Below are 23924 nucleotides of genomic sequence, written 5' to 3'. Positions count from 1 at the left end.
GCGGCGCCGCGCCGCCGCCCGCCGCGCCCGGGCCGGGCGCCCCCCCCCCCCCCGCGGGGCCGGCGGGGGGCGCTGCCCCCGGACCCCCGGGATTCGCCCCGGTCCCGCCCCTTTCCCTAAAGCGCTCGCCGCGCGGCTTGTGTGTGGTTGCTCGCGCAGTTCCCCGCGCCCCTGACGGGGTCGGGTCATCCCCGTACCGTTCGAGAAGGGATATTGATGAGTACCGTCACTCCCCCGGTCAGCTGGGAAGAGTTGGTCACCGCCGCGTTGCTGGGGACCGATCGGCGGCCCGTTTCGGGGGCGGAGCCCGCCCGTGCGCTGCTGGATGCCGCCGCCGTGCACACCGTGCGGCGGCGGGCCGGGCTCACTCCTGCCGTCGCGGGTGAACTGCCCGCCCCCGCACCGGAGGACGGGCGGGCCCGGTTGCCCGCGCCCGCCCGGCGCAGGCTCGCCCTGCTGCTGGCGGACCGGGCGGCCCCCGCCCAGTCCGGTGGGCGGCGGGGCAGTGCGCCCGACCTGACGGAGCTGCTGCCGCAGTGGCTGGCCGCCGCCAACGGCCACCGGTACCGGGCTCCCGAGGACCTGTTGCCCGCGCTGCTGGACGCCGCCCGGGCCCGGACCGATCTGCGGCCCCAGGCACTGGAGTTCGCCGGGGCGCGGGGGCTCTGGCTGGCCCGGCTCAACCCGGAGTGGAAGTACGCGCTGCGCGGGTCGTCGGGCGGGGCCGCGCTCCCCGACGTGACGGACGCGAAGGCCGTGCGGGCCCTGTGGGAGGAGGGGCTGTTCGCCGAGCGGGTCGGGCTGCTCGGCGCGGTGCGGGCCGCCGACCCGGCCGCCGCGCTCGCCCTGCTCACCAGCACCTGGGCCACGGAGCGGGCCGAGGACCGGCTGATGTTCCTGGACTCGCTGCGGGCCGGCCTCGGCGCCGACGACGAGGGCTTCCTGGAGCAGGCGCTCGCCGACCGCAGCCGTAACGTCCGCGCGGTGGCGGCGGAGCTGCTCTCGGCGCTTCCCGCCTCGGCGTTCGCCGCGCGGATGGCGGCGCGGGCGACGTCCTGCGTGAGCCCGGACCGTACGGGCACGCTCGGCGGGATCGTGGTGGAGGCCCCGCACGAGTGCGATGCGGCGATGCAGCGGGACGGCGTGGTCGCCAAACCCCCGGCGGGGCGGGGCGAACGGTCGTGGTGGCTGGGCCAATTGGTGGAATCCGCTCCCCTGTCCGCCTGGTCGCCGCGGTTGAACGGCCGTACGCCGCAGGAGATCGCCGCACTGCCGGTGGCGGACGGCTGGGGCGAGGAACTGCACGCGGCGTGGTGCCGGGCGGCCATACGGCAGGGCGACGCGGAGTGGGCACGGGCCCTGCTCGGCGCACCGTCGGTGCCGCCGGAAGCGGGGACGGGCACGGCGTCGCTCGCCGAACGGGCGAAGCTGCTGGCGACGCTGCCGGACGGGGAACGGGCGGACTGGGTGGCCGACTTCGTGTCGGCGCACGGTTTGTCGGAGGCGTTCCAACTGCTGGGGGTGTGCGTGGTGCCGTGGTCGCAGGCGCTGGGGCGGGCGGTCGTCGACGCGCTGGACATCGCCCGGGACGCGGGGAGTTACCCGTGGAGCTTCAGCGGGGTGATGGGGCTGGCGGAGAGGTGCCTCGATCCGGGCGAGGCGGACCGGCTGGAGATCCTGACGACGACTCCGGCGGAGGCGGAGGGGGCGTCGCCGGGGGCCGGGGGTTACTGGTCGGAGGCGTTCCAGCGGCTGGTGGGGACGTTGAGGTTGAGGGCGGCGATGGTGCGGGAACTGGCGTAGGACCGCGCGGAGGGCGAGGGGATGGCTGCCCGCAGGGCATGCCATCAGGGGCGCGGGGAACTGCGCGAGCAACCCAAAACCAAGCCGCGCGGCAAGCGCTTGAGGGAAAGGGGCGGGACCGGGGCGAAATCCCGGGGGCCCGGGGGCAGCGCCCCCGGCCGGAACAGCAACCACCACCCACGCGCACCCGAATCCCCGGCGCCCTACATCCCCGCCGGCTGCCTCACATTCGCCCGGACCCAGTCCACGATCGCCGTCGTCGTCGCCCCGGGCGTGAAGATCTCCGCGACCCCCTTCGCCTTCAACGGCGCGATGTCCTCCTCCGGAATGATCCCCCCGCCGAACACCTTGATGTCCGCCGCGTCCCGCTCCTTCAGCAGGTCGATGACCTTCACGAAGAGGGTGTTGTGGGCGCCCGACAGGATCGACATGCCGATCGCGTCCGCGTCCTCCTGGATCGCGGTGTCCACGATCTGCTCGGGCGTCTGGTGCAGGCCCGTGTAGATGACCTCCATGCCCGCGTCGCGCAGCGCCCGCGCGATGACCTTGGCCCCGCGGTCGTGCCCGTCGAGCCCCGGCTTCGCCACCACCACACGGATCGGACCCGTAACACCCATCGCTGCTGCCTCCCAGTACGCACCGCGCCGCCGTTGGCGCAACGTTCCCCGCCCCAGGAGGAGCAGGGAAGTGAACGAACGTTATCCACAGCATCCCGCACGCCGCCGTTTCGCGGTGCAGACAGAGGGGGAAATCACACGATGGGAAAACGTTCGCTGTGCGTCGCACCCGCCTCAACAGGCACCGCGCCCCGGGAGGTCAGGAACCCGGGAGCAGCAGCCACGACGGGACCGTCGCACGGGGAGCCGCAACGAGGTCGCCGCACCACCGCGCCGTCAGCCGCACGGCACGGTGGTGCGGCCCACTCTTTTTCTTCACCGGGCCTCATCACGGCACCCCATGAGGGCACACGGGGGACAGGGCCGTCCCCCCGCGTGCCGTTCGGGAGGTCGGCCACCATGAGAATTCCGCCCCTGCCCCTCACTCCTCTCACGCCCCTCCTCCCCCTGCTGCGCTCCACCGTCCTGGAACTGGCCGTCCTCTTCGGGCATCTGATGCTCTATCCGGCCGGAATGCGCCCGGAGCGACCAGAACCCCTCACCCTCGACGGGCCGCGCCCGGAGTCCGAGGCCACGCCCGAGTTCCTCACCCCCGCCGCGGACCGCCCGCCGGTCGTCCTGCTGCACGGCTTCGTCGACAACCGCTCCGTGTTCGTCCTGCTCCGCCGTTCCCTCGCCCGGCACGGCTGGCGCCACCTGACCTCGCTCAACTACTCCCCCCTCACCTGCGACCTGCGCACCGCCGCCGAACTCCTGGCCCGGCACATCGAGGACATCTGCGCGCGGACGGGGCACACCCGGGTCGACGTGGTCGGGCACAGCCTGGGCGGTCTGATCGCCCGGTATTACACGCAGCGGCTCGGCGGCGACACGCGCGTGCGCACACTCGTCACTCTCGGAACTCCGCACGAAGGCACCCGCGTCGCCCCGCCGATGAGCGCTCACCCTCTCGTGCGGCAGATGCGACCGGGCTCTTCGGTGATCGCGGAACTCGCCCTTCCCGCCCCGGGATGCCGGACGCGATTCGTGAGTTTCTGGAGCGACCTTGATCAAATAATGGTCCCGGTGGAAACCGCCTGCCTCCACCATCCCGATCTCGTCGCGGAAAACGTGCAGGTCAGCGGCATCGGTCACCTCGCCCTGCCGGTACATCCCGCGGTCGCCGCCACCATCCGGCAGGTTCTCCAGGCCTCGGACGCCGCCGCCGCGTCGACAACCGGAGTCTCCGTCGCGTAACCCTCGGAAGGTAAACACCCAGACGAGTGCGCAGAGTGTGAATGTGCGGTGATCAAGCCCTTGCATTCCTCGAACAATCGCCGAACGCAGCGCCAAACCCATGCCCGCCGTCCGCCAAAAGGCGGCTGAATGCCCGTTTCCTGATTGCTCAAAACCTGCCGGAGATTGTCCGCGCCGCATACCGCCGGGTACAGTCGCGCCACTGCTTTCACTCTGGGTGCTCATGGCACCCGGGAAACAGGTCCTGCTGCCGAGGCGAGAGAGACGTTGGTGAACGACCAGCAACCCCACGCCGGGTACGACACGTACCCCTCCGGCAGCTTCGGCACCGATCCGCTCTTCGGCGGTCTGCCCGGCACTGCCGACCACAGCGGCCAGTACGACAGCACCCAGTGGGACACCGGCTCGCACCAGGACCTCACCGCCGGGTACGACGCGTACGGCGCACATACCCCGCAACAGGGCCATGACACCACCGGTACGTGGAGCAACCTCGCGGACATTCCGGCGCAGGGCGGCCCCGTCTCGTACGACACGCAGAGTTACCAGGCCGACGCCATGGCGACCGGCCAGTGGGACGCCACCGCGTGGAGCGAGGCGAACCAGACGCACCAGGTCCACCCGGGCGCCTTCGAGACCGGCCAGTTCGACGCGACGCAGTTCCAGACCGGGCAGTTCGGGACGGGCCAGTTCGACACCGGCCAGTTCGACACCGGCCACCCGGACGCCCCGCAGTTCGCCTACTCCGCCGACTCCTCCTCCGGGCACCAGTGGCAGCCGTACGATCCCAGCCTGGAGACCGGCGCCTTCGACGCCACCGCCTGGAACACCGGCCACGACGCTCACGACACCCAGGACGCCCCCGACACCCCCGGCCCCCTCACCGGTGAAACGGACGTCCACACCACCGAGTTCCCGGTGATCTCCCCCCGCGCCCACGACGAGGCCGACTCCGGCCCGGGCCCCGAGCCGGAACCCGCGGCGGCCGGCCCTCGCGCCGCCCGCCGAGCCCCCGCGAACCGCGGCCGCCGCCGCACCCCCGCCAAGCGCTCCGCCCTCTTCACCGTCGCCGTGCCCTCCGCCTGTGTCATGGGCGTCGCAGGAATCGCCGCCGCTTCCGTCAGCGGGGTCGCGGGCGCCGACGAGGCGAAGAAGCCGACGGCCATGACCGTCGCCGACCCGGCGACCGTGAAGCCCGTCGCCGTCAACAACAAACTCGACACCATGGCCGCCGGACTGAGCGCCGACGCCCGCGACTTCGGCGACCGCGCCAGCCGTACGCAGGAGCGCATCGACCTCAAGGAACGCCAGGACGCCGAGAAGAAGCGCAAGGCCGAGGAGGCCGCCCGCAAGGAGGCCGCCCGCCCCAAGTACGTCCTGCCGGTGAAGCAGCACGGTCTGAGCGCGTACTACGGCCAGGCGGGCGTCAACTGGGCGGCCGTGCACACCGGCATCGACTTCCCCGTCGACCTCGGCACCCCGGTGATGGCGGCGACCGACGGCACGGTCAGCTACCAGTTCAACAGCGCCTACGGAAACATGATGAAGGTCGTTTCGCCGAAGGGCGTGGAGACCTGGTACTGCCACCTCTCCCGCACCAAGATGCGCTCCGGCACCGTCAAGGCGGGCGACGTCATCGGCTACGCGGGCGACTCCGGCAACTCCACGGGCGCCCACCTGCACTTCGAGGTGCGCCCCGGCGGCGGCTCGGCCGTCGACCCGCTGGCCTGGCTCCGCAGCCACGACCTCGACCCGACGTAGCGACGTCAGCAAACACGCGCCTGTACGCCGCAGGGGCCGCACCGGAGATCCGGTGCGGCCCCTGCGGCGTACAGCGACGTACTACAGCTTCTCGACCGGCGCGTACCGCAGCAGCAGCTTCTTCGGGCGCTCGTCGCCGAAGTCGATGGTGGCCTGCGCGTCCGAGCCGGAGCCGGTCACCGTCATCACCGTGCCGAGGCCGAACTGGTCGTGCGTGACCCGGTCGCCGACCGCGAGGGTGATCACCGGCTTGTCCGAGGCCCGGCCGGTGGCGAAGCCCGAAGGCCCCTTGCGGGAGCGGGAGTTGGCGAGCGACGACGACAGCGAGGCCGCCACCGAGCCCACCCCGCCCCGGGAACCGGAGACCGGGCCCGCCGGGATCTGCGCACCGGTGCGCTTCCACTCCAGGTGGGTGTCCGGGATCTCCTCCAGGAAGCGGGAGGCCGGGTTGTACGAGGGCTGGCCCCAGGCGCTGCGCAGGGTGGAGCGGGTGAGGTAGAGCCGTTCGCGGGCGCGGGTGATGCCGACGTAGGCGAGGCGGCGCTCCTCCTCCAGCTCCTTGGTGTTGCCCAGCGAGCGCATGTGCGGGAAGACGCCGTCCTCCATGCCGGTGAGGAAGACGACCGGGAATTCGAGGCCCTTGGCGGTGTGCAGCGTCATCAGCGTGATGACGCCGGAACCGTCTTCGTCCTCGTCGGGGATCTGGTCGGAGTCGGCGACCAGGGCGACCTTCTCCAGGAAGTCGGAGAGGGTGCCCGGGGTGTCCTCGTCGCCGTTCTCCTGCTCGAACTCCAGGGCGACGGCGGCGAGTTCCTGGAGGTTCTCGATGCGGGTCTCGTCCTGCGGGTCGGTGGACGCCTGGAGCTCGGCGAGGTAGCCCGTGCGCTCCATGACCGCTTCGAGGACGACGGCCGGTCCGGCTCCCGATTCCACGATCGTACGGAGCTCCTCCATCAGCGTGTTGAACCGCTTGACGGCGTTGGACGAGCGGGCGGCCATGCCGTACGCCTCGTCGACGCGGCGCAGGGCCTGCGGGAAGCTGATCCGCTCGCGCAGGGAGAGCGCGTCGATCATGGCCTCGGCACGCTCGCCGATGCCGCGCTTGGGCACGTTGAGGATGCGGCGCAGCGGGACGGTGTCCTCGGGGTTGGACAGGACGCGCAGGTAGGCCAGGATGTCCCGGACCTCCTTGCGCTCGTAGAAGCGGACGCCGCCGACGACCTTGTAGGGCAGGCCGACCCGGATGAAGATCTCTTCGAAGACGCGGGACTGGGCGTTGGTGCGGTAGAAGACGGCGACGTCTCCGGCCTTGGCGTCGCCCGCGTCGGTGAGGCGGTCGATCTCCTCGGCGATGAACTGGGCCTCGTCGTGCTCGGTGTCCGCGACGTATCCGGTGATGAGCGAGCCCGCGCCGGCGTCGGTCCAGAGGTTCTTCGCGCGGCGGTTCTCGTTGCGCTCGATGACCGCGTTGGCGGCGGTGAGGATCGTCTGAGTGGAGCGGTAGTTCTGCTCCAGCAGGATCGTCGTGGCGTCCGGGTAGTCCTCCTCGAACTGGAGGATGTTGCGGATCGTCGCGCCGCGGAAGGCGTAGATCGACTGGTCGGCGTCACCGACGACGCACAGCTCGCCGGGTGCGAGGCCGGGGCCCGAGGGGCCGACCAGCTCGCGGACCAGGGTGTACTGGGCGTGGTTGGTGTCCTGGTACTCGTCGACCATGACGTGGCGGAAACGCATCCGGTAGTGCTCGGCGACGTCCGGGAACGCCTGGAGCAGGTGCACCGTCGTCATGATGATGTCGTCGAAGTCCAGCGCGTTCGCCTCGCGCAGGCGGGACTGGTACATCGCGTACGCCTGGGCGAGGGTCTTCTCGAAGCCGTCGGCGGCCTGGCCCGCGAAGGTCTCTTCGTCTATCAGCTCGTTCTTGAGATTGGAGACCTTGGCGCTGAAGGACTTCGGCGGGAACTTCTTCGGGTCGAGGTCCAGGTCGCGGCAGACCAGGGCCATCAGGCGCTTGGAGTCGGCGGCGTCGTAGATCGAGAAGGAGCTGGTGAAGCCCAGTTTCTTGGACTCGCGGCGCAGGATGCGCACGCACGCGCTGTGGAACGTGGACACCCACATGGCGCCCGCGCGCGGGCCGACCAGGGCCTCCACGCGCTCCTTCATCTCGGCGGCGGCCTTGTTGGTGAAGGTGATCGCGAGGATCTGGCCGGGGTGCACACCGCGCGCGGAGAGCAGGTGCGCGATGCGGTGGGTGAGCACCCGGGTCTTGCCGGAACCGGCTCCGGCCACGATGAGCAGCGGCGACCCGGCGTGCACGACGGCGGCGCGCTGGTTGTCGTTCAGCCCGTCGAGGAGGGCCGCCGGGTCCAGGACCGGGCGGGGGGCGCCGTCCCGGTAGTAGGCGTCCCGGGGCGGCGGCGGGCCGTCGAACTTCCCCTCGAACAGGTCGTGCGGAACCTCCTCCGGAGGGGGACCTTCGTCGGTGTCCTCCGGGGGCGGCGGGGCCGAGTCGTCCTTGTTCTGGAGGTCGGCCAGGAAGCTGTCGTCAAAGAGGCTGCTCATCGCCTACCGAGTCTAGGCGGCCCCACTGACAGCCCGGTCCGGATTCCGCCAGAACCCTCCGCGACCACCATCCGTGGCCTTCCGCTCACACCCTCACGAAGGCCACGAAGGTCACGAAAATGTATCGGGCATATCGAACATCAGGCTTCCCACCCGTCACAGCCATTCGTTACGGTGCTGCGCGAGCGGCCCGTACCCCCCTCGGCGAACCGCGCCGGAACGGTCGTCGCACGCCGAATCCGGCCCGCCCGCACGGCGGTTCGGAACCGGGGACCCACACACACCACCGGGGTGAATCGGCCCGTACCCCCACACCCGAGGGCCGTAGGGCACGCCTTCCTTTCCGTGAGCCCGAACCCGACAGCTAACCCGGTAGGCGGTCCACGGAAGGAATTGCCCGCTGTGTCCTCGCACCGCAAGCCTGCGCCCACGCACCGCAAACCACGGCCCGGTATCGCCGCGTCGATGCGTTCCTCGGCGCCCGGCGTCGGCGTCACCACCGCCGCCTTGGTGACCGTCGGCATCGTCGCCCAGCCCGCGCAGGCCTCCCCGGCCGCGCCGAAGCCCTCCGTCGAGGAGGTGCAGCAGAAGGTGGAGGCCCTGTACCGGCAGGCCGGGGCGGCGACCCAGGAGTACAACGCGGCCAAGGAGGCCACCCGCAAGCAGAAGCAGCGGCTCGACGGGGTGCTGGACGACGTCGCCCGGCGCACCGACCGGCTGAACCAGGCCCGGCGCACGCTCGGCTCGCTCGCCGCGTCCCAGTACCGGAGCGGGTCGGTGGGCTCGGCCTCCGCGCTGTTCCTCTCGGACGACCCCGCGTCGTACTTCGCGTCCCGGCGGGTGATGGCCCGGGCCAACGAGCGGCAGCAGAAGCTGGTCGACGACTACAGCACCCAGCAGGAGGCCGCCGCGAGGAAGCGGGGCGAGGCGACCCGCGGCCTGGAACGGCTGACCACGGCGCAGGCGGCGCTGCGGCAGTCCAAGGAGGACGTGCAGGACAAGCTGGGCCAGGCGCGCGGGCTGCTGTCGCGGCTGAGCACGCAGGAGAAGGCGCGGCTGGAGCAGCTGGAGCGCGAGCGGAAGGCGGAGGCCCGGCGCAGGGCGGACGAGCTGGCGCGGCGGCAGGCGGCGGAGGCGGCCAAGGAGCGGGAGCGGCAGAAGGAGCAGCCGCAGCCCGCCGAAGGCTCCGGACAGGGCTCGGGTGCCGACAGTGGCTCGGGCTCGGGTTCCGACAGTGGCTCGGGCTCCGGCTCCGGCTCCGGGAGCTCGTACTCCACGAAGGCCGGGAAGGTGCTGGCCTTCGCGCGGGCCCAGCTCGGCAAGCCGTACGTCTGGGGCGCGACCGGCCCCTCCTCGTACGACTGCTCGGGGCTCACCCAGGCCGCCTGGAAGGCCGCCGGGGTGGACCTGCCGCGTACCACCTGGGACCAGGTGAAGGTCGGCGAGCGGGTCGCGACGAAGGACCTCAAGCCGGGTGACCTGGTGTTCTTCTACGACGACATCAGCCACGTCGGCATCTACAAGGGCGACGGGATGATGATCCACGCGCCGAAGCCGAACGCGCAGGTGCGCGAGGAGTCGATCTTCTACATGCCGATCCACGGGAGCGTGCGGCCCGTCTGAGTGCCCGGCGGCGTCAGTTCCACAGGACGGCGATGAAGATGTTGACGACCGTCAGCCCGCCGACCGCGCCGAACAGTGCCTTCTCCACCTTCTCCTCGTCGCGCTTGACGTAGACGAGGCCCAGGATCACCACGAGGATCGCCAGCTTGATGCCGATCTTGAGGTTGTTGACGTTGTGGTCCTGGGCCTGGTGGATGCCGACCAGGGCGACCCCGGTGATCAGCATCGTCAGCGCGCCGTGCAGCATCGCGGGGCTGAAGCGGGCGGTGCCCGCGCCCATCGCCTTCATCTGGGTCAGGAACCCGCCGAGGAGGGAGGCGATGCCGATGATGTGCAGGCCGACGAAGATGTTGAGGAGTACGTCCATGGCCGGAGCCTAGCCAGCCGTTAGCACGCCTCATGCGGCAGGGCGGGCCACTGTGCCCCATCGGTCACAGAGGGAACGGAAGCAGTGGTTCCGCCTCGTTCGCCGTGATCGATCTCGACCAATGTCTGAGCACTTGCGGGCATTAGCGGTCGTTCGAAGGCTGCCCCGTGACGGGCAGGTTTAGCGTCCCTCCCCAGATGGCCGACTCCCCCACCCCCACCGGCCGTACCCGTGGAAGGACGTGAACGCCCTCGTGGCAGCGCACCGGAAGCCCAAGCAGCGCTCACTCGGCGGCAGTACCGCCCGCACCACCGCGGTCACCCTCGCACTGGCGGGAGCCGCGGGCAGCACCGCCCTGGAGGGCACCGCGCACGCGGAGCCGACGCTCACCCCGGCCCAGATCAAGTCGAAGGTCGACAAGCTCTACCACGACGCCGAGACCGCCACCGAGACGTACAACGGCGTGAAGGAGAAGTCCGTACGGACCAAGAGGTCCCTGGACCAGCTCCGCGACGAGGCGGCCCGCCGCACCGAGCAGCTCAACGTCGAGCGCAGGTCGCTCGGCTCGATGGCCGCGGCCCAGTACCGCTCCGGCGGCATCGAGCCCGCCCTGCAGGTCGCCCTCACCTCGGACCCCGACCAGTACCTGGAGCGGGCCGCCGTCGCCGGGCGGGCCGGGGAGCTCCAGGCCGCCAAGGTCCGGGGCGCGCAGCGGCAGCTCGCGCAGATCGCCCGGCTGCGGGGCGCCGCCGGGCAGCGCTTCGGCCAGCTCGCCCAGGAGGAGGCCGAGCTGAAGAAGCAGAAGGAGAAGATCCAGGGGAACATCTCCGAGGCCGAGGAGCTGCTCTCCCGGCTGACCGGCGAGGACCGGGCCCGGTACGCCGCCCAGGACGGGCACGGGGGCGAAGGCGAACGCGCCGACCGGGCCTCGGCGGGCCGGGAGCTGCCGCGCGGCTCGGTCGGCGCACCCAACGCCCGGGCCGCGCAGGCCGTGTCCTTCGCCTACTCCGCGCTCGGCAAGCCCTACGTCTGGGGCGCCACGGGCCCCTCCTCCTTCGACTGCTCGGGACTGACCCAGGCTGCCTGGCGCTCGGCCGGGGTGTCGCTGCCCCGGACCACGTACACCCAGATCAACGCGGGGCAGCGGGTCTCGCGTTCCCAACTCGCGCCGGGGGACCTGCTGTTCTTCTACTCGGGGATCTCGCACGTCGGGCTGTACATCGGCGACGGCAAGATGATCCACGCCCCGCGCCCCGGCGCCCCCGTGCGGATCGCGCCGATCGACCAGATGCCGATGGTGGGGGCGACACGGCCGGTGTGAGGGGCCCGCGGCGAGGCGGGTGGTGCGGAGGAGGCCGGGTCCTGGCGGGTGGCGTGATCCCGCCGCATCAGCGGGTCGGGCAGGGGTACACGCCGTGCAGGGCCGTGACCTCCACGGCGCAGTGGACGACCGGAGGAACCCCATGCCCGGCATCATCAGCAAGCTCAAGAGCTACGCCCGCAGCCCGCAGGGCCGCCGCACCATCGCCCGCGGCCGCCGCGAGGCCGCCAATCCGCGCAGGCGCGCACAGGCCAGGTCGCTGCTCGGCCGACTGCGCGGCGGCGGCCGGGGGCACGGCACCGCGGGCCGCTACTGACCCCGGGCCCTCCCGCGGCTACTTCCCGACCTGCTCCGACAGCCACCGGAAGACCTCCGGCACCTGCTGCTTCCACACGCTGGTGCCGTGCGGTCCCACGGTCTTCACCACCCGTACCGTCGTCGGCTTCTTCGCCTCGCCCTTGAGCGCGTTCGCCGCCTCGTAGCCGTCGCCCGCCGCGCCCGACACGAACAGCGCGGTGTGCGGCGGCTTCCCGGCCTTGTTGGCCTGCTTCAGCATGAGGTACGGGTTGTTGGCGCGCCGGAGTTGGGGGGTGGCGGCGGTGAGGGCGGCCGGTTCGCCGTTCGGGTCGTTGAAGCCGGAGAGGCTGACGCCCGCGCGGTACCGGTCGGGGTGGGCGATCGCCAGCCTGGTGGCGCAGTGCGCGCCCGCCGAGTACCCGCCGACCGCCCAGTCCGCGGCCTTGCCGGAGGCCCGGAAGGTGTCGGTGACCATCTTGCGGACATCGACGCTCAGCCAGGTGTCCGCGTTGACCTTGCCCGGGGTGTTCGCGCAGCCGGTGTCGGTCTGGTCGCCCAGCAGGGTGGTGCGCGGCGACACCAGGATGAAGGGTTTCACCTTGCCCTGCTGCATCAGCGGCTTCAGCTGCTTGTTCACCTGGAGCGCCCCGAACCAGGCCTTCGCCGATCCCGGGTAGCCGGGCAGCAGCTGCACCACGGGGAACTTCTTGTCCTTGTACGCCGGGTCGTCGTACTGCGGCGGCAGCCACACGTAGACCTCGCCCTCGGCGCCCGAGAAGCGGCCCTTGAGGTCGGTGACCTGGACGCCCTCGCCCATCCTGGCGTCGTCCACGGGCCGGAAGGCCGCGACCTGCCGGGGCTGCTCGGAGAGCTTCTGGCCGCCGGTGCCGTCGGGGCCGAGGTCGGCGGCCGTGCCCGCGTGGTCGGACGCCCCCAGCAGGTCCTCCCAGGTGTCGTACAGCCCATTGGCGTTGTTGACCGCGACGAACACCACCGTGATGGCGGTGACCTGCGCGAACACCAGCATCAGCAGGCGTACGGCGGCGCGTACCGCGGCGGGTCCCCGCACCCGGCTCCACAGCGCCAGCGGCAGGACGACGGCGACCACGAGCAGGCATATCGCGGTCACGAAGAAGGGGGTCCCGGTCAGACTCATCACATGAGGAGGAGAGGGGTCTTCCCGAACGGAGGTTCCCGACCTCACCCCCCTGTCGTGCGCCTCACACCGGCACCGGTGCCAGGGCGGCTCCCTCGCACCAGGGCCGGTGCCAGGACGTGCCCTCGCACCAGCGCCGGTGCCGGCCCCCGCACCAGCGCCGGTGTCACACCAGGCGTCGCGCCGTCGCCCACCGGGTCAGCTCGTGCCGGTTGGAGAGCTGGAGCTTGCGCAGCACCGCCGAGACGTGCGACTCGACCGTCTTCACCGAGATGAACAGCTGCTTGGCGATCTCCTTGTACGCGTAGCCGCGCGCGATCAGCCGCAGCACCTCGCGCTCGCGCTGGGTGAGCCGGTCCATGTCCTCGTCGACCGGCGGCGCGTCCGTGGAGGCGAACGCGTCGAGCACGAACCCGGCCAGGCGCGGCGAGAACACCGCGTCGCCGTCCTGCACCCGGAACACCGAGTTGATCAGGTCGGCGCCGGTGATGGTCTTGGTGACGTAGCCGCGCGCCCCGCCCCGGATCACCCCGATGACGTCCTCGGCCGCGTCCGACACCGACAGCGCCAGGAACCGTACGGGCCGCTCCGCGTCCGCCATCAGTGGGGCGCAGCGGCGCAGCACCTCCACTCCGCCGCCGCCCGGCAGGTGCACGTCCAGCAGGACGACCTCGGGGCGGGTGGCGGTGATGACGGTGACGGCCTGGTCGACGTCGGCGGCCTCGCCGACGACCTCCACGCCCGTCGTCGCGGTCTGGCCGATCTCGGCCTGCACGCCGGTGCGGAACATCCGGTGGTCGTCCACCAGCACCACCCTGACGTGCCGTTCCGCGGCATTCTCCGTGGTGCTCTGCTGCTCGGTCATGCGTCCGCCGCCCTCTCCATCTCAAGCTCCACCGCCGTGCCCCCGTCGGGCGCGGAACGCAGGGTCGCCGTTCCGCCGTGGCGTTCCATCCGGCCGATGATCGATTCTCGTACGCCCATCCTGTCGTCCGGGATGGAGTCGAGGTCAAAGCCGGGCCCCCGGTCCCGTACGGACACGAAGACCGTGCGGCCCTCGACCTCCGCGAAGACCTGCACCGCCCCGCCCTCGCCACCGTACTTGGCGGCGTTCACCATCGCCTCGCGCGCGGCCTGCATCTGTGCGGTCAGCTTGTCGTCCAGCGGGCAGTCGCCGACGACGACCACCTCAAGAGGCACACCGTGTTTGTCCTCGACCTCCGCGGCGGAACGCTTCACGGCCTCCGCGAGGGTGCTCGGTTCCTCCGCCGCGTCCTTGCCGGTGCCCTCGGGCTTGTAGAGCCAGTTGCGCAGTTCGCGCTCCTGGGCGCGGGCCAGGCGGCGCACCTCGGAGCCGTCGTCGGCGTTGCGCTGGATCAGGGTGAGGGTGTGCAGCACGGAGTCGTGGACGTGGGCGGCGACCTCGGCGCGCTCCTGGGCACGGATGCGCATCAGCCGCTCCTCGGAGAGGTCCTGCGTCATGCGTACGAGATACGGTCCCGCCAGCAGCCCGATCCCGGCGATCACGGCGAGGGCGGCGGTGAGCACGTTGCCGAGCTGGGCGGCCGAGCCCCGGACGACGATGAAGACGGTGAGGCCGACGGCCACCAGGGCGACGCCCGCGACGCCGCGCATCACCTGGAGGGTGCGGCGACGGCGGCTGTCGCCCTCGGTCCAGTGCGCGCGCCGCGCGTTGTCGGCCTGCCGCCACACCAGGACGACACCGGCGCCGGTGAGCAGCAGCGGCCACACGTAGCGCTCGTTGCCCGAGGTGTCGACGTTCCCTATGAAGATCGCGGCGCCCACGCACAGGGCGATCAGGGCGACGATCTGCCCCTTGTCGGGCGTCCGCAGCCGGCGCCGCCCGTCCGGGAGGGTCTCGAACACGCTGCGCGGCTCGGCGTTCACCCCGCCGACGCCCAGCGGCACGAAGAACCAGAAGACGGCGTACAGGAGCGCGCCGAGCCCCTGCATCAGGAACAGGGCGAAGAACGCGATCCGCACCCAGACCACCGGCAGCCCGAGGTGGCCCGCGAGCCCGCGGGCCACACCGCCGAGCATCCGGCCGTCCGCGCTGCGGTAGAGCTTGCGCGGCGGCGGCCCCGCCGGGTCCTGCTCGGCGGCGGGGGTGCGGGCCGGGCGGCGGCCCGGGGCGATGGACGACATGCCTTGATGGTCACACGCGTACGGGGCCCGGCACATGGGGGAAAACCCCCGATTCCCCGAGAGTGCGACGGGCCGGAAATCAGGGATCAGCCAGGGTCGCCCCAGGTGCCGTGCCCCGGACCGGGCCGTCACCATGGGGCGTATGACAGAAGTCCACGACGCAGCACCGGCCCCCGGGAGCGGGGCGCCCCCGCCCGGGCGCCCCGACGTGCCGTCCGACGCCGTGCCCCGCCGGACCCTGCACCGCAGCCGACGCCACCGCACGGTCGGCGGGGTGTGCGGCGGGCTCGGCGAGTTCTTCGACGTCGATCCGGTGATCTTCCGGGTGGTGCTCGCGGTGACCTCGGTGACCGGCGGCATCGGGCTGATCGCGTACGGCTTCGCCTGGCTGCTGGTGCCCCTGGAGGGCGACGACGAGAACGAGGGCAGGCGGCTGCTGACCGGGCGGGTCGACGGCCCGGCGCTGATCGCGGTGCTGCTGGCCCTGGTGGGCTGCGGGATGTTCCTGGCGCTGCGGCACAACGGCGGTGTCTTCGGGTTCTCCGTGATGCTGCTGCTGATCGTCGGGGCGAGCACGGTGTGGTCGCGGCAGCGCAGGTCCGCCGCCCTGGAGGAGCCGGGGGCGACCCCGGTGCAAGACGTGGCGGCGCCGCCGGAGACCAAGGCGCCGCCGGTTCCCGGCACGCCCTCCTGGTGGCGGGACCCGATCGTCAAGGACGGCACCACCGGCCCGGTGCCGCACGGCTACCTGTGGGGTCCGCCGGACGAGCCGGTCACCGACGCGCCCGTACGGCGTCCCTGGCGGCCCGTGGACAACCGGCCGCGCTCCTTCGGCGGCCTGACCTTCCTGGCGGCCCTGCTGGCCGGTGCGGCGGGCACGGCGGCGACCTGGCAGAGCGACCCGCTGGGCACCAGCCTGGCGACCGGTCTGGCGTGCGCGCTGGCGGTGTTCGGCGTGGGGCTGCTGCTCGCCTCGTTCTTCGGCCGGGTCGGTGTCGGGACGATCTTCCTGGGGCTGCTGACGGCGGGCCTGCTGACGGCCGCGACGACCATCCCCAAGAACATCTCCACCGACTGGGCCACCACGAACTGGCGGCCCTCGACCTCGCAGCAGGTGCAGCCGTCGTACGAGCTGGGCGCGGGCGAAGGACGCCTCGACCTCAGCGAGATCGTGGTGGAACCGGGCCGCACGCTCTCCACCCGGGTCGAGGTCGGTGCGGGCGCGCTGCGCGTGGTCGTGCCGAAGGACGTGACGGTGCGGGTCGACATGGAGCTCGGCATGGGCGACGTACAGCTGCCCGGCGAGGGGGCGGACGACATCGACATCCGCACCGACCAGCAGGAGGTGCGCACGCTGATGCCGCCCCCGGGGGCGAAACCCGCGGGCACGGTGGACCTGAGGCTCGAAGTCGGCGTCGGACAGGTGGCGGTGGAACGTGCTGCGTCATGACTTCCAGCCCGGGCGCGCGGTCCTGGGCCTCACGTTCCTGGGTGCCGTCGCGGTGTACGTCGCCGACGTGGAGGGCGAGTGGGACACCCCGTGGTGGGCGCTCGTCCCGCTGGTGGCCTGCGGACTGGTGGTGGCGTCGGTGGTCGGAGCGGTCGGTTACGGCATCCGGCGCCGGCGCAGGGCGCGCATCGCGTCGAGCGAGAACACGGAGGCTCCGGCGAGCACCAGCGGCAGCCAGCCCATCAGGTAGGGCAGGTCGTTGCCGTAGTAGTACGGGGTGGCCGCCCAACTGACGGTCAGCCACAGGCTGAGCGAGATCAGCGCCCCGCCGACGGCGGCCACCCGGGCGAACAGGCCGAGCAGGGTGCCGATGCCGACGAGGAGTTCGCCGATCGCGATGGCGTACCCGAAACCGGTGGGCGCCTTCAGGGCGAGGTCGACCAGCCAGGGCACGGCGGAGCTGTCGCGCACGGCGGTCATCATCGCGCCGACGGACCCGTTGCCGCTGCCGGACAGGAAGGTGCTGTCGGTGAGCTTGTCGAGGCCCGCGTAGACGAAGGTGAAGCCGAGGAAGAGCCGCAGCGGCAGCAGCGCGAAGCGGCTCGCGCTGTGCCGCAGGCCCCGCGGTTCGTTGGTCCCGTACGCGCGTGTGCCGTTCGTTCCGTATCCGTACGCCATGGCCCCGGCCCTGCCTTCCCTCGCACTCGCCGTCCGTCCTTTGACCATACGTTCGAAGGGCGGGCGGGGCTCAGCGGGTGGGGCGGTCTTGGTGCGGCTCAGTCGGTGACGTCGATGCGGTGGCTGTTGGTCTCCACCCCGGCCGCGGTGACCACCTGCACCTCGACCTCGCCGGGCTCCACCTCGACGGGGACGGGCACGGTGAGCACGCTGTCGGTCGGGTTGGCGAAGCCGCCGGGCACGGGCACCAGCGGGACGTGCACGTGGACGGTGCCGATGCGCACGACCATGCGGGCCAGCCGGTCGGGGGTGTGCGCCCCGGGCGGTACGAATCCGGCGCCCCGGATCTCGATGTCGTCGCCGGTACGGATCGGGCCGTCGAGGTCCCCCGCCTCCCGGGCGCGCACGACCGACAGCACCACCGGGCGCCCGCCCTCGGCGAACTTCCCGGCGACGTACGTCGCGGCGGACGCCACCACGAGGAGGGCGAGCCCCCACGGCAGGTCCGGCAGCTGCTCCGGCCGCCTGGCGAGGCGTACGGCGGCGAAGACGACGGCCACGCCCGACACGAGTACGTACTGGACGTCACCGAAGTTCCCGCGCCCCGAGTCGTCGGTGAGCAGGTCGGCGGCGCGCGGCCGGTCGGCCCGCACCTTCTGGAGGGTCTGCTTCAGCACCCGTACGCCCACCACGCGCCGCAGCAGCACGGCGACCGCGCAGGTCAGCGCGAGGACGGTCAGCACGCCCGCGCCGCGCGCGAGGTCGAGCCCGGCGATCAGCGCGTCCCGGTCGGCGGGCCGGGAGGCCCCGGCCAGCTCCACCGCCAGCACGAGCACCGCGAAGACGGCCAGCAGCACCCAGCCCGCGGCGACGGTGCGCGAGGTGGAGAGCCGGTTGTCCTCGCCGACCAGCGGCGCGAGCAGCCCGCCGCGCGAGCGGTGCACCCGTGCTGCGGCAGTGAGTACGGTCGCCGCGACCACCCCTGCGACGAGTCCCGCGGTACGGGCGAGGGTCCAGCCCGTACCGATCGCGGTGAACGCCTGCACCAGGGCGAGGACCACGACCCCGCCCCACAGGGCCAGCAGCGTCCCGCGCCACAGGTGGCGCAGCCATACGTCACCGGCTTCGCGGGAGCGGTCGGCGACCTCGCGGGCGGACTGGGTCAGTTCGTCGGACACCCACTGCCGGGACGCGCTCGTGGAGTGCGCGACGGCGGTGGGCAGGCCCTCCCCGGTGGCGAGTTCGTCGCGCTTGGCCAGGAAGGCGGCCACGGCCCGCCGGTGCCCCTCCCGGGCGCCGCTGGGGCATCCCCCGCAGACACATCCCCCGCCGTGCCCACTGCCGTGCGTGCTCTGCCTCGCCTCGTGCACCGCCACGACAGACGCCGCCCTTTCCCCGAAACAACTAACTCACTATCAACGTGTGAACGTGCATGTGTTGAAAGGGAATTGTGCCGTACGCGGCGGCGGGTGCGCCCAGGGGTTCAGGTGGGACGGGGTGACGACCCCGGCACGACGTTGACGCGCAGGGGGCTTGTGTTGCGCAGGGCGTAGCCGCCGGAGGCGAGGAGGACGCCGCCGGCGGTGAGGACCATGAGGGCGCGGGCGAGGCGGGTGTCGGCGACGCTCATCGGGTAGTCCAGGCTCTTCTGCGCGACACCGTTGCGCTCGATCTCCAGGATGCCGATGAAGCCCAGGCTGGTGGCGTCCAGAGTGTCGCCGACGCGCACCTTGTCCACCACCGGGCCGCTCGCCGCGAAGCGGGCCCGTGTGGTGTTGTCGCACTCCGTGCAGTCGTCGAAATCGCTGACCGGCCTCAGGCGGAGCCAGGTGCCGGCGCCGTGCGGCCCCTCGCTCGGCCGCTTGTCGGTGACCAGGTACGGATCGGTGGTCAGGCAGCCGCCGTTCATGTACAGGGAACCCGTGTCGGGGCCGCAGACCGGTGCGCGGGCGGCTGCGCGCGCGAAGTCCGGGTCGTCCCACCAGTCCAGGAGCATGAGCAGCCCGGCGAACACCGCCACCGCCCCGCAGGCCACCACTCCCACGGCCACCCGAAGTGCCGTTCTCGCCCTCATCATCCGCCGAACGTACACCAGTCCTTCACAAGTGAAACTCTCAGCTCAGCAGCTCCGGTTCCGCCCTGCTGATCCGCCGCCACATCGACTGGTGGTTGATCCACGCGACGAGGTCCCCGCCGATCTGGTCCCGGGTCTCGACCGCCTCCTTGTGCCCGATCAGCACCGGCTTGCCCGCCGCCGTCGCCGCCAACTGCACCTGGCAGGAGCGCTCCAGGGTGTGGAACCACCAGGCCGCCGCGTCCACCGAGTCGCCCACCGTGAGCAGCCCGTGGTTGCGCAGGATCACCGCCTTGTGGCTGCCGAGCGCCCCGGCGATCCAGCGGCCCTCCGTGGGGTCCACGGCGACGCCCGTGTACGCGTCGTACAGCGCGTGGGACTCGTAGAAGGCGCAGGACTCCTGGGTGATCGGGTCGAGCAGCTCACCGAGCGCGGAGAAGGCGCGCCCGTGCACCGAGTGGGTGTGCGCGACGGCGACGACGTCGGGGCGCGCCTTGTGCACCTGGGCGTGCACGGTGAACGCGGCCTGGTTGACGTGCCGCCGGCCCTGGACGACCTGCCCGTCCCCGTTGACCAGCAGCAGGTCGCTCACCGTGACGTCGGCGAAGGCGAGGCCGAAGGGGTTCACCCAGTAGCAGTCGGCGTACTCGGGGTCGCGGGCGGTGATGTGCCCGGAGACGCCTTCCTCGTACCCGTACGAGGCGAAGATCCGCAGCGCGCCCGCCAGCCGCTCCTTGCGGTAGCGGCGTTCGTCTGCCGGGTCGTTGTGCACCGGCGGCATCGAGAAGTCGAGCTGGTCCAGGGGCACCGGCGGGGGCGCGGGTATCTCGGCGGTCATGGGGCGGAAGCTACCGCGTGGTACGGACGGAAACCAGAGTGCCGCCGGACGCGGACGCAGCGATGCCGCTGTCACCTCACGCCCCGCAGGCCCAGGGCCCCGGAGACGGTGACAGCGGCATCGCCGTACCTACTGTGCGGGATTTACTCCCACTCGATGGTCCCCGGCGGCTTGCTCGTGACGTCGAGCACGACGCGGTTGACGTCCTTCACCTCGTTGGTGATGCGCGTCGAGATCTTCGCCAGCACCTCGTACGGCATGCGCGTCCAGTCCGCCGTCATGGCGTCCTCGGAGGACACCGGGCGCAGCACGATCGGGTGGCCGTAGGTGCGGCCGTCGCCCTGCACGCCCACCGAGCGCACGTCGGCGAGCAGCACGACCGGGCACTGCCAGATCTCGCGGTCCAGACCGGCCGCCGTCAGCTCCTCGCGGGCGATGGCGTCGGCGTCGCGGAGCAGGTCCAGGCGCTCCTTGGTGACCTCGCCGACGATGCGGATGCCGAGGCCGGGGCCGGGGAACGGCTGGCGCTGGACGATCTCCTCCGGGAGGCCCAGCTCCTGGCCGACCATCCGGACCTCGTCCTTGAACAGCTGGCGCAGCGGCTCGACGAGCTCGAACTCGATGTCGTCGGGGAGCCCGCCCACGTTGTGGTGCGACTTGATGTTCGCGGTGCCGGTGCCGCCGCCGGACTCGACGACGTCCGGGTACAGGGTGCCCTGGACCAGGAACGCGACCTCGGGGCCCTCCTCCTGGAGGATCTCCAGCTGGGCCTGCTCGAAGACGCGGATGAACTCGCGGCCGATGATCTTCCGCTTGGTCTCCGGGTCGGAGACGCCGGCCAGCGCGTCCAGGAAGCGCTTCTCGGCGTCGACGACGACCAGACGGGCGCCGGTCGCGGCGACGAAGTCCTTCTCGACCTGCTCGGTCTCGCCCTTGCGCATCAGGCCGTGGTCGACGTACACGCAGGTCAGCTGGTCGCCGATGGCCTTCTGCACGAGGGCCGCGGCGACGGCGGAGTCCACGCCGCCGGACAGGCCGCAGATGGCGCGCTTGTCGCCGACCTGCTCGCGGATGAGGGCGACCTGCTCCTCGATGACGTTGCCGGTCGTCCAGGTGGGCTCGATGCCCGCGCCCCGGTAGAGGAAGTGCTCCAGGACCTGCTGGCCGTGCGTGGAGTGCAGCACCTCGGGGTGGTACTGGACGCCGTAGAGCTTCTTCTCGTCGTTCTCGAAGGCGGCGACCGGCACGACGTCGGTGGACGCGGTGACGGTGAAGCCCTCGGGGGCCGCCGAGCAGGCGTCGCCGTGCGACATCCACACCGACTGCTCGTCCGGGGTGCCCTCGAAGAGCGTGGAGCCGGAGCGGGTCACCTTCAGCGGGGTGCGGCCGTACTCGCGGGCGCCGTTGTCGTCGACGGTGCCGCCGAGCGTGGTGGCCATGATCTGGAAGCCGTAGCACATGCCGAAGACCGGGACCCCGGCCTCGAAGAGCGCGCGGTCGATGGCCGGGGCGCCCTCGGCGTACACCGAGGACGGACCGCCGGAGAGGATGATCGCCTTCGGGTTCTTCGCGAGCATCTCGGCCACCGGCATGGTGCTCGGGACGATCTCGCTGTAGATCCGGGCCTCGCGGACACGGCGGGCGATGAGCTGGGCGTACTGCGCGCCGAAGTCGACGACGAGGACGACGTCGGGGGCGGCGGGGGGCGCTGCGGGCACGGGCGGCCTTCCGGCGGTGAAGGGGGGTCGGGAGTGTCGATTCTACCGGGGTCGGCCGATGCCCCCTGTTGGACGGCCGTACAGCCGCCACGCTCCAAGACGGCCGTCTCATCATCCGGCCCCGCGTTGGCCGGGGCGGGGAAACGGGTCCATAATGCTCCCCATGCGCTCGTACACGACCTTCGTCTTTACCTATGGCACCCGGCCCGTCCGGCTGCCACGGTCGTGCTGCTTGTAGCAACTGACAAGCGACTTCCCAGGCGCCCCGGGCCGACAGGCCCGGGGCGTTCTGTCGTTTCCGGACCTGGTGGCCGTCGCGGGTGCTTCCTTCACCCCAGGAGTACGGACATGAGCAACGCCCTCACCACCAACGCCCCCATCGCCACAGCCGCCACCGCCACCGACGTGACCGGAGCCCGCACCGAGGACGCCGCCGCCCTCATCACCGGTGCGCGCGAGCGCATCGACGCGCTGGACGACCGGATCATCGGGCTCGTCCAGGAACGGATGGCCGTCTCGGCGGTGATCCAGGAGGCCCGGATGACCTCGGGCGGGCGGCGGGTGAACCTGTCGCGCGAGATGGAGATCCTGGGCCACTACAGGGACGCCCTCGGCAAGCCGGGCACGGCGCTCGCGATGACGCTGCTGGAGCTGTGCCGGGGCCGCGTCTGACGTGTCGCGGGACGGTGCGGGACGGCAGAGGGGGCGCGTGCGTTCCTGCGGTCACTCGTACGGCGCGTGACCGGGGCGTCGGCGGCTTCGTTGGTCCCGGTGCCACGCGTGGCCCCGGCTGGGGCGTGTGACGTACGGGCTTCGCCGGTACGTCGTGGGACCTCGCTCCAGCGTGTGCGACCGGACGGCAGGGGACAGCCACAAGGTCGCTCCAGGCGGTCGGCTCCGGGGACGCCCGGAGCCGGTCGGCAGGGATTCACCAGGGATTTGCCAGGGATCCCCCCCCGCCCCCAGGTGCACTGGTGGCGCAGATCACGTGAAGATTCTGCGCCCACGCGTACAACCCTTCCTGCCGATCATGGGTCTCCTCTGCGTATCTGTGGACATTGGTGCGCCTGTCGCACCCGTGGCCCCTCACATCTCGTGCCACGTCCCCCGAAGTGGGCACGCCAGACTTTCTGAGGTCCCATGAAACTGCGCCGTTCCCTGGCCCTCGCGGCCGCCACGGCCGTCATAGCCCCCGCCTCGCTGCTGTCGGCGACGGCCGCGTTCGCGGACACCGTCGCCCCGGGCACCGCCCCGGCGGCCACGGCCTCCCCCGACCCGTCCAAGGACGGCACGAAGCCGGGCGGCACCGCCGGTACGTCGGACGGCAAGAAGACCGACGACAAGAAGACCGAAGAGAAGAAGGACGAGAAGCCCGGCGACGGTGTCGCCGACAAGAAGGACGAGACCAAGCCCGACACGAAGGTCCCGGACGCCAAGGACAAGCCCCAGCCGGACGCGGGCAAGGACGGCAAGCCGGGCGCAACCACCGCCCCCTCCCCCTCGACTCCGCCCAAGGACGAGGAAGAGGAGATCGGGGACGACCTCGACGAGGAGTTCCTGTGCAAGGACGTCCAGGTGGACGTCCGGCTGAGCGGCGTGCCCGGCAAGATCGTCGCGGGCAGCGGCTGGCACACCTTCGACCTGAGCTTCGTCAACAAGTCGGGCCACGACCTGTCGGGCGTCGCCTTTGTCGCCGCCGTCGCCAAGGACACCGACGCCGAGGAGCCCTTCGACACCAAGCAGGTCCAGCTCCAGGCGTACAACGAGGACACCAAGCGCTGGGAGGCCGTCACCATCGACAGCCTGAGCGCCGGTTACGTCGGGGAGACGGACGTCTTCGAGGCCGACGCCGAGGTCCAGGTCAAGCTGCGCCTCAGCATCAAGCAGGGCGCCCCGGCCGGATCCGGCTTCACCTTCGGCGGCAGCGTGTACATCGACGACAAGCAGGAGTGCTTCGGCGTCGCCGCGAACTCCTACCGCTTCGAGATCGTGAAGCCCGGCACGGACACCGAGGGCACCAAGCCCCAGGAGGGCGGCAAGACCCCGCTGCCCTCGAAGAAGCCGGCCAAGCCGGCCCCCGGCAAGCTGCCGCAGCTGGAGGGCAACCTCGCCGAGACCGGTGCCTCCTCGCAGCTGCCGATGTTCGCCCTGGCGGGCGGCGCGGCCGTGGCGCTGGGCGCGGGCGCGATGTTCGTCGTACGCCGTAAGAAGGCGCAGGCGTAACAGCAGGCGCGACAACCGCTGAGGGGGCTGCATT

The 23924-nt window shown here is 71.8% G+C and carries 20 protein-coding genes and 1 riboswitch; of the genes, 9 read left to right on the top strand and 11 right to left on the bottom strand.

The genetic code is table 11. The annotated features are described in order from the left end of the window. The first annotated feature begins 216 nt into the window (after positions 1-216). A complete protein-coding gene (locus ACIO3O_RS05525; RefSeq protein WP_401742266.1) occupies positions 217-1803 on the top strand; it encodes a DUF5691 domain-containing protein in 1587 nt (528 codons plus the stop codon). A 203-nt stretch (positions 1804-2006) separates the two neighbouring features. Here the strand turns inward: ACIO3O_RS05525 and ACIO3O_RS05520 are convergent, their stop codons facing one another. Next, positions 2007-2420, bottom strand: a complete 414-nt coding sequence (locus tag ACIO3O_RS05520; RefSeq protein ID WP_401742265.1) for a cobalamin B12-binding domain-containing protein — start codon at positions 2418-2420, stop codon at positions 2007-2009. 399 nt (positions 2421-2819) lie between these two features. Between ACIO3O_RS05520 and ACIO3O_RS05515 the strand changes: the two genes are divergently transcribed. Both ACIO3O_RS05515 and ACIO3O_RS05510 read left to right on the top strand, forming a co-directional pair. Further along, complete coding sequence (locus ACIO3O_RS05515) at positions 2820-3656, top strand: esterase/lipase family protein (protein WP_401742263.1); 837 nt, start codon at positions 2820-2822, stop codon at positions 3654-3656. 270 nt (positions 3657-3926) lie between these two features. Further along, on the top strand, positions 3927-5417 hold the full coding sequence (locus ACIO3O_RS05510; protein ID WP_401742260.1) for a M23 family metallopeptidase: 1491 nt from the start codon (positions 3927-3929) through the stop codon (positions 5415-5417). 81 nt (positions 5418-5498) lie between these two features. On the opposite strand, the gene pcrA is transcribed toward ACIO3O_RS05510, so the two are convergent. Beyond that, entirely contained in the window at positions 5499-7979 is a 2481-nt protein-coding gene (gene pcrA, locus ACIO3O_RS05505) for a DNA helicase PcrA (protein WP_401742258.1), read from the bottom strand. Between the two features lie 221 nt (positions 7980-8200). Continuing rightward, positions 8201-8374, top strand: a riboswitch (cyclic di-AMP (ydaO/yuaA leader). On the opposite strand from pcrA, the gene ACIO3O_RS05500 reads away from it, so the two are divergent. Beyond that, a complete protein-coding gene (locus ACIO3O_RS05500) occupies positions 8373-9602 on the top strand; it encodes an NlpC/P60 family protein (RefSeq protein WP_401742256.1) in 1230 nt (409 codons plus the stop codon). Its footprint overlaps the riboswitch before it by 2 nt. Positions 9603-9615: 13 nt before the next feature. On the opposite strand, the gene ACIO3O_RS05495 is transcribed toward ACIO3O_RS05500, so the two are convergent. Then, positions 9616-9969 carry a hypothetical protein gene (locus ACIO3O_RS05495; protein WP_401742254.1) on the bottom strand — a complete coding sequence of 118 codons (354 nt, stop codon included), beginning with the start codon at positions 9967-9969 and terminating at the stop codon, positions 9616-9618. Positions 9970-10222: 253 nt separating this feature from the next. On the opposite strand from ACIO3O_RS05495, the gene ACIO3O_RS05490 reads away from it, so the two are divergent. Beyond that, positions 10223-11290, top strand: a complete 1068-nt coding sequence (locus ACIO3O_RS05490) for an NlpC/P60 family protein (RefSeq protein ID WP_401742251.1) — start codon at positions 10223-10225, stop codon at positions 11288-11290. A 142-nt stretch (positions 11291-11432) separates the two neighbouring features. Beyond that, positions 11433-11606 carry a hypothetical protein gene (locus tag ACIO3O_RS05485; protein WP_401742249.1) on the top strand — a complete coding sequence of 58 codons (174 nt, stop codon included), beginning with the start codon at positions 11433-11435 and terminating at the stop codon, positions 11604-11606. Positions 11607-11624: 18 nt separating this feature from the next. Here the strand turns inward: ACIO3O_RS05485 and ACIO3O_RS05480 are convergent, their stop codons facing one another. The 3 genes from ACIO3O_RS05480 to ACIO3O_RS05470 form a co-directional block, all read right to left on the bottom strand. Next, positions 11625-12743: an alpha/beta hydrolase gene (locus ACIO3O_RS05480; protein WP_401742246.1), complete on the bottom strand. Its 1119-nt coding sequence runs from the start codon at positions 12741-12743 to the stop codon at positions 11625-11627. Positions 12744-12909: 166 nt separating this feature from the next. After that, complete coding sequence (locus tag ACIO3O_RS05475; RefSeq protein WP_401742244.1) at positions 12910-13608, bottom strand: LuxR C-terminal-related transcriptional regulator; 699 nt, start codon at positions 13606-13608, stop codon at positions 12910-12912. Beyond that, positions 13605-14909 carry a PspC domain-containing protein gene (locus tag ACIO3O_RS05470; protein ID WP_401742243.1) on the bottom strand — a complete coding sequence of 435 codons (1305 nt, stop codon included), beginning with the start codon at positions 14907-14909 and terminating at the stop codon, positions 13605-13607. The genes ACIO3O_RS05475 and ACIO3O_RS05470 overlap by 4 nt, the downstream gene beginning before the upstream one ends. A 142-nt stretch (positions 14910-15051) precedes the next feature. Here ACIO3O_RS05470 and ACIO3O_RS05465 point away from each other — a divergent pair, with 142 nt between their 5' ends. Further along, complete coding sequence (locus tag ACIO3O_RS05465) at positions 15052-16359, top strand: PspC domain-containing protein (protein WP_401742240.1); 1308 nt, start codon at positions 15052-15054, stop codon at positions 16357-16359. Positions 16360-16515: 156 nt separating this feature from the next. On the opposite strand, the gene ACIO3O_RS05460 is transcribed toward ACIO3O_RS05465, so the two are convergent. The 5 genes from ACIO3O_RS05460 to guaA all read right to left on the bottom strand — a co-directional run bounded on the left by ACIO3O_RS05460 (position 16516) and on the right by guaA (position 21667). Further along, positions 16516-17037: a DoxX family protein gene (locus ACIO3O_RS05460; protein WP_401742238.1), complete on the bottom strand. Its 522-nt coding sequence runs from the start codon at positions 17035-17037 to the stop codon at positions 16516-16518. Positions 17038-17135: 98 nt separating this feature from the next. Further along, positions 17136-18413 carry a hypothetical protein gene (locus ACIO3O_RS05455; RefSeq protein ID WP_401742236.1) on the bottom strand — a complete coding sequence of 426 codons (1278 nt, stop codon included), beginning with the start codon at positions 18411-18413 and terminating at the stop codon, positions 17136-17138. Between the two features lie 107 nt (positions 18414-18520). After that, positions 18521-19114, bottom strand: a complete 594-nt coding sequence (locus ACIO3O_RS05450; protein ID WP_401742234.1) for a hypothetical protein — start codon at positions 19112-19114, stop codon at positions 18521-18523. A 37-nt stretch (positions 19115-19151) separates the two neighbouring features. Beyond that, positions 19152-19949 (bottom strand): class II aldolase/adducin family protein, encoded by a 798-nt coding sequence (locus ACIO3O_RS05445; RefSeq protein ID WP_401742232.1) that lies wholly within the window; start codon positions 19947-19949, stop codon positions 19152-19154. 143 nt (positions 19950-20092) lie between these two features. Further along, positions 20093-21667 carry a glutamine-hydrolyzing GMP synthase gene (gene guaA / locus ACIO3O_RS05440; RefSeq protein WP_401742229.1) on the bottom strand — a complete coding sequence of 525 codons (1575 nt, stop codon included), beginning with the start codon at positions 21665-21667 and terminating at the stop codon, positions 20093-20095. A 348-nt stretch (positions 21668-22015) separates the two neighbouring features. On the opposite strand from guaA, the gene ACIO3O_RS05435 reads away from it, so the two are divergent. Next, positions 22016-22339, top strand: a complete 324-nt coding sequence (locus ACIO3O_RS05435) for a chorismate mutase (protein WP_401742227.1) — start codon at positions 22016-22018, stop codon at positions 22337-22339. Between the two features lie 468 nt (positions 22340-22807). Beyond that, the gene (locus tag ACIO3O_RS05430) at positions 22808-23890 is read left to right on the top strand and encodes an LAETG motif-containing sortase-dependent surface protein (RefSeq protein WP_401742224.1); all 1083 of its coding nucleotides are present in this window, start codon (positions 22808-22810) and stop codon (positions 23888-23890) included. Positions 23891-23924: the final 34 nt, after the last annotated feature.

The organism is Streptomyces sp. NPDC087440, assembly GCF_044744005.1.
Taxonomy (GTDB): domain Bacteria; phylum Actinomycetota; class Actinomycetes; order Streptomycetales; family Streptomycetaceae; genus Streptomyces.
This window is presented reverse-complemented; position numbering and strand designations above follow the sequence as displayed.

What these genes read in the sequence shown, in the direction of transcription:
- ACIO3O_RS05525 (WP_401742266.1), top strand. Translation starts at nt 217, where the DNA reads ATGAGTACCGTCACTCCCCCGGTCAGCTGGGAAGAGTTGGTCACCGCC.
- ACIO3O_RS05520 (WP_401742265.1), bottom strand. Translation starts at nt 2,420, where the DNA reads ATGGGTGTTACGGGTCCGATCCGTGTGGTGGTGGCGAAGCCGGGGCTC.
- ACIO3O_RS05515 (WP_401742263.1), top strand. Translation starts at nt 2,820, where the DNA reads ATGAGAATTCCGCCCCTGCCCCTCACTCCTCTCACGCCCCTCCTCCCC.
- pcrA (WP_401742258.1), bottom strand. Translation starts at nt 7,979, where the DNA reads ATGAGCAGCCTCTTTGACGACAGCTTCCTGGCCGACCTCCAGAACAAG.
- ACIO3O_RS05495 (WP_401742254.1), bottom strand. Translation starts at nt 9,969, where the DNA reads ATGGACGTACTCCTCAACATCTTCGTCGGCCTGCACATCATCGGCATC.
- ACIO3O_RS05485 (WP_401742249.1), top strand. Translation starts at nt 11,433, where the DNA reads ATGCCCGGCATCATCAGCAAGCTCAAGAGCTACGCCCGCAGCCCGCAG.
- ACIO3O_RS05480 (WP_401742246.1), bottom strand. Translation starts at nt 12,743, where the DNA reads ATGAGTCTGACCGGGACCCCCTTCTTCGTGACCGCGATATGCCTGCTC.
- ACIO3O_RS05475 (WP_401742244.1), bottom strand. Translation starts at nt 13,608, where the DNA reads ATGACCGAGCAGCAGAGCACCACGGAGAATGCCGCGGAACGGCACGTC.
- ACIO3O_RS05470 (WP_401742243.1), bottom strand. Translation starts at nt 14,909, where the DNA reads ATGTCGTCCATCGCCCCGGGCCGCCGCCCGGCCCGCACCCCCGCCGCC.
- ACIO3O_RS05465 (WP_401742240.1), top strand. Translation starts at nt 15,052, where the DNA reads ATGACAGAAGTCCACGACGCAGCACCGGCCCCCGGGAGCGGGGCGCCC.
- ACIO3O_RS05460 (WP_401742238.1), bottom strand. Translation starts at nt 17,037, where the DNA reads ATGGCGTACGGATACGGAACGAACGGCACACGCGCGTACGGGACCAAC.
- ACIO3O_RS05450 (WP_401742234.1), bottom strand. Translation starts at nt 19,114, where the DNA reads ATGATGAGGGCGAGAACGGCACTTCGGGTGGCCGTGGGAGTGGTGGCC.
- ACIO3O_RS05445 (WP_401742232.1), bottom strand. Translation starts at nt 19,949, where the DNA reads ATGACCGCCGAGATACCCGCGCCCCCGCCGGTGCCCCTGGACCAGCTC.
- ACIO3O_RS05435 (WP_401742227.1), top strand. Translation starts at nt 22,016, where the DNA reads ATGAGCAACGCCCTCACCACCAACGCCCCCATCGCCACAGCCGCCACC.
- ACIO3O_RS05430 (WP_401742224.1), top strand. Translation starts at nt 22,808, where the DNA reads ATGAAACTGCGCCGTTCCCTGGCCCTCGCGGCCGCCACGGCCGTCATA.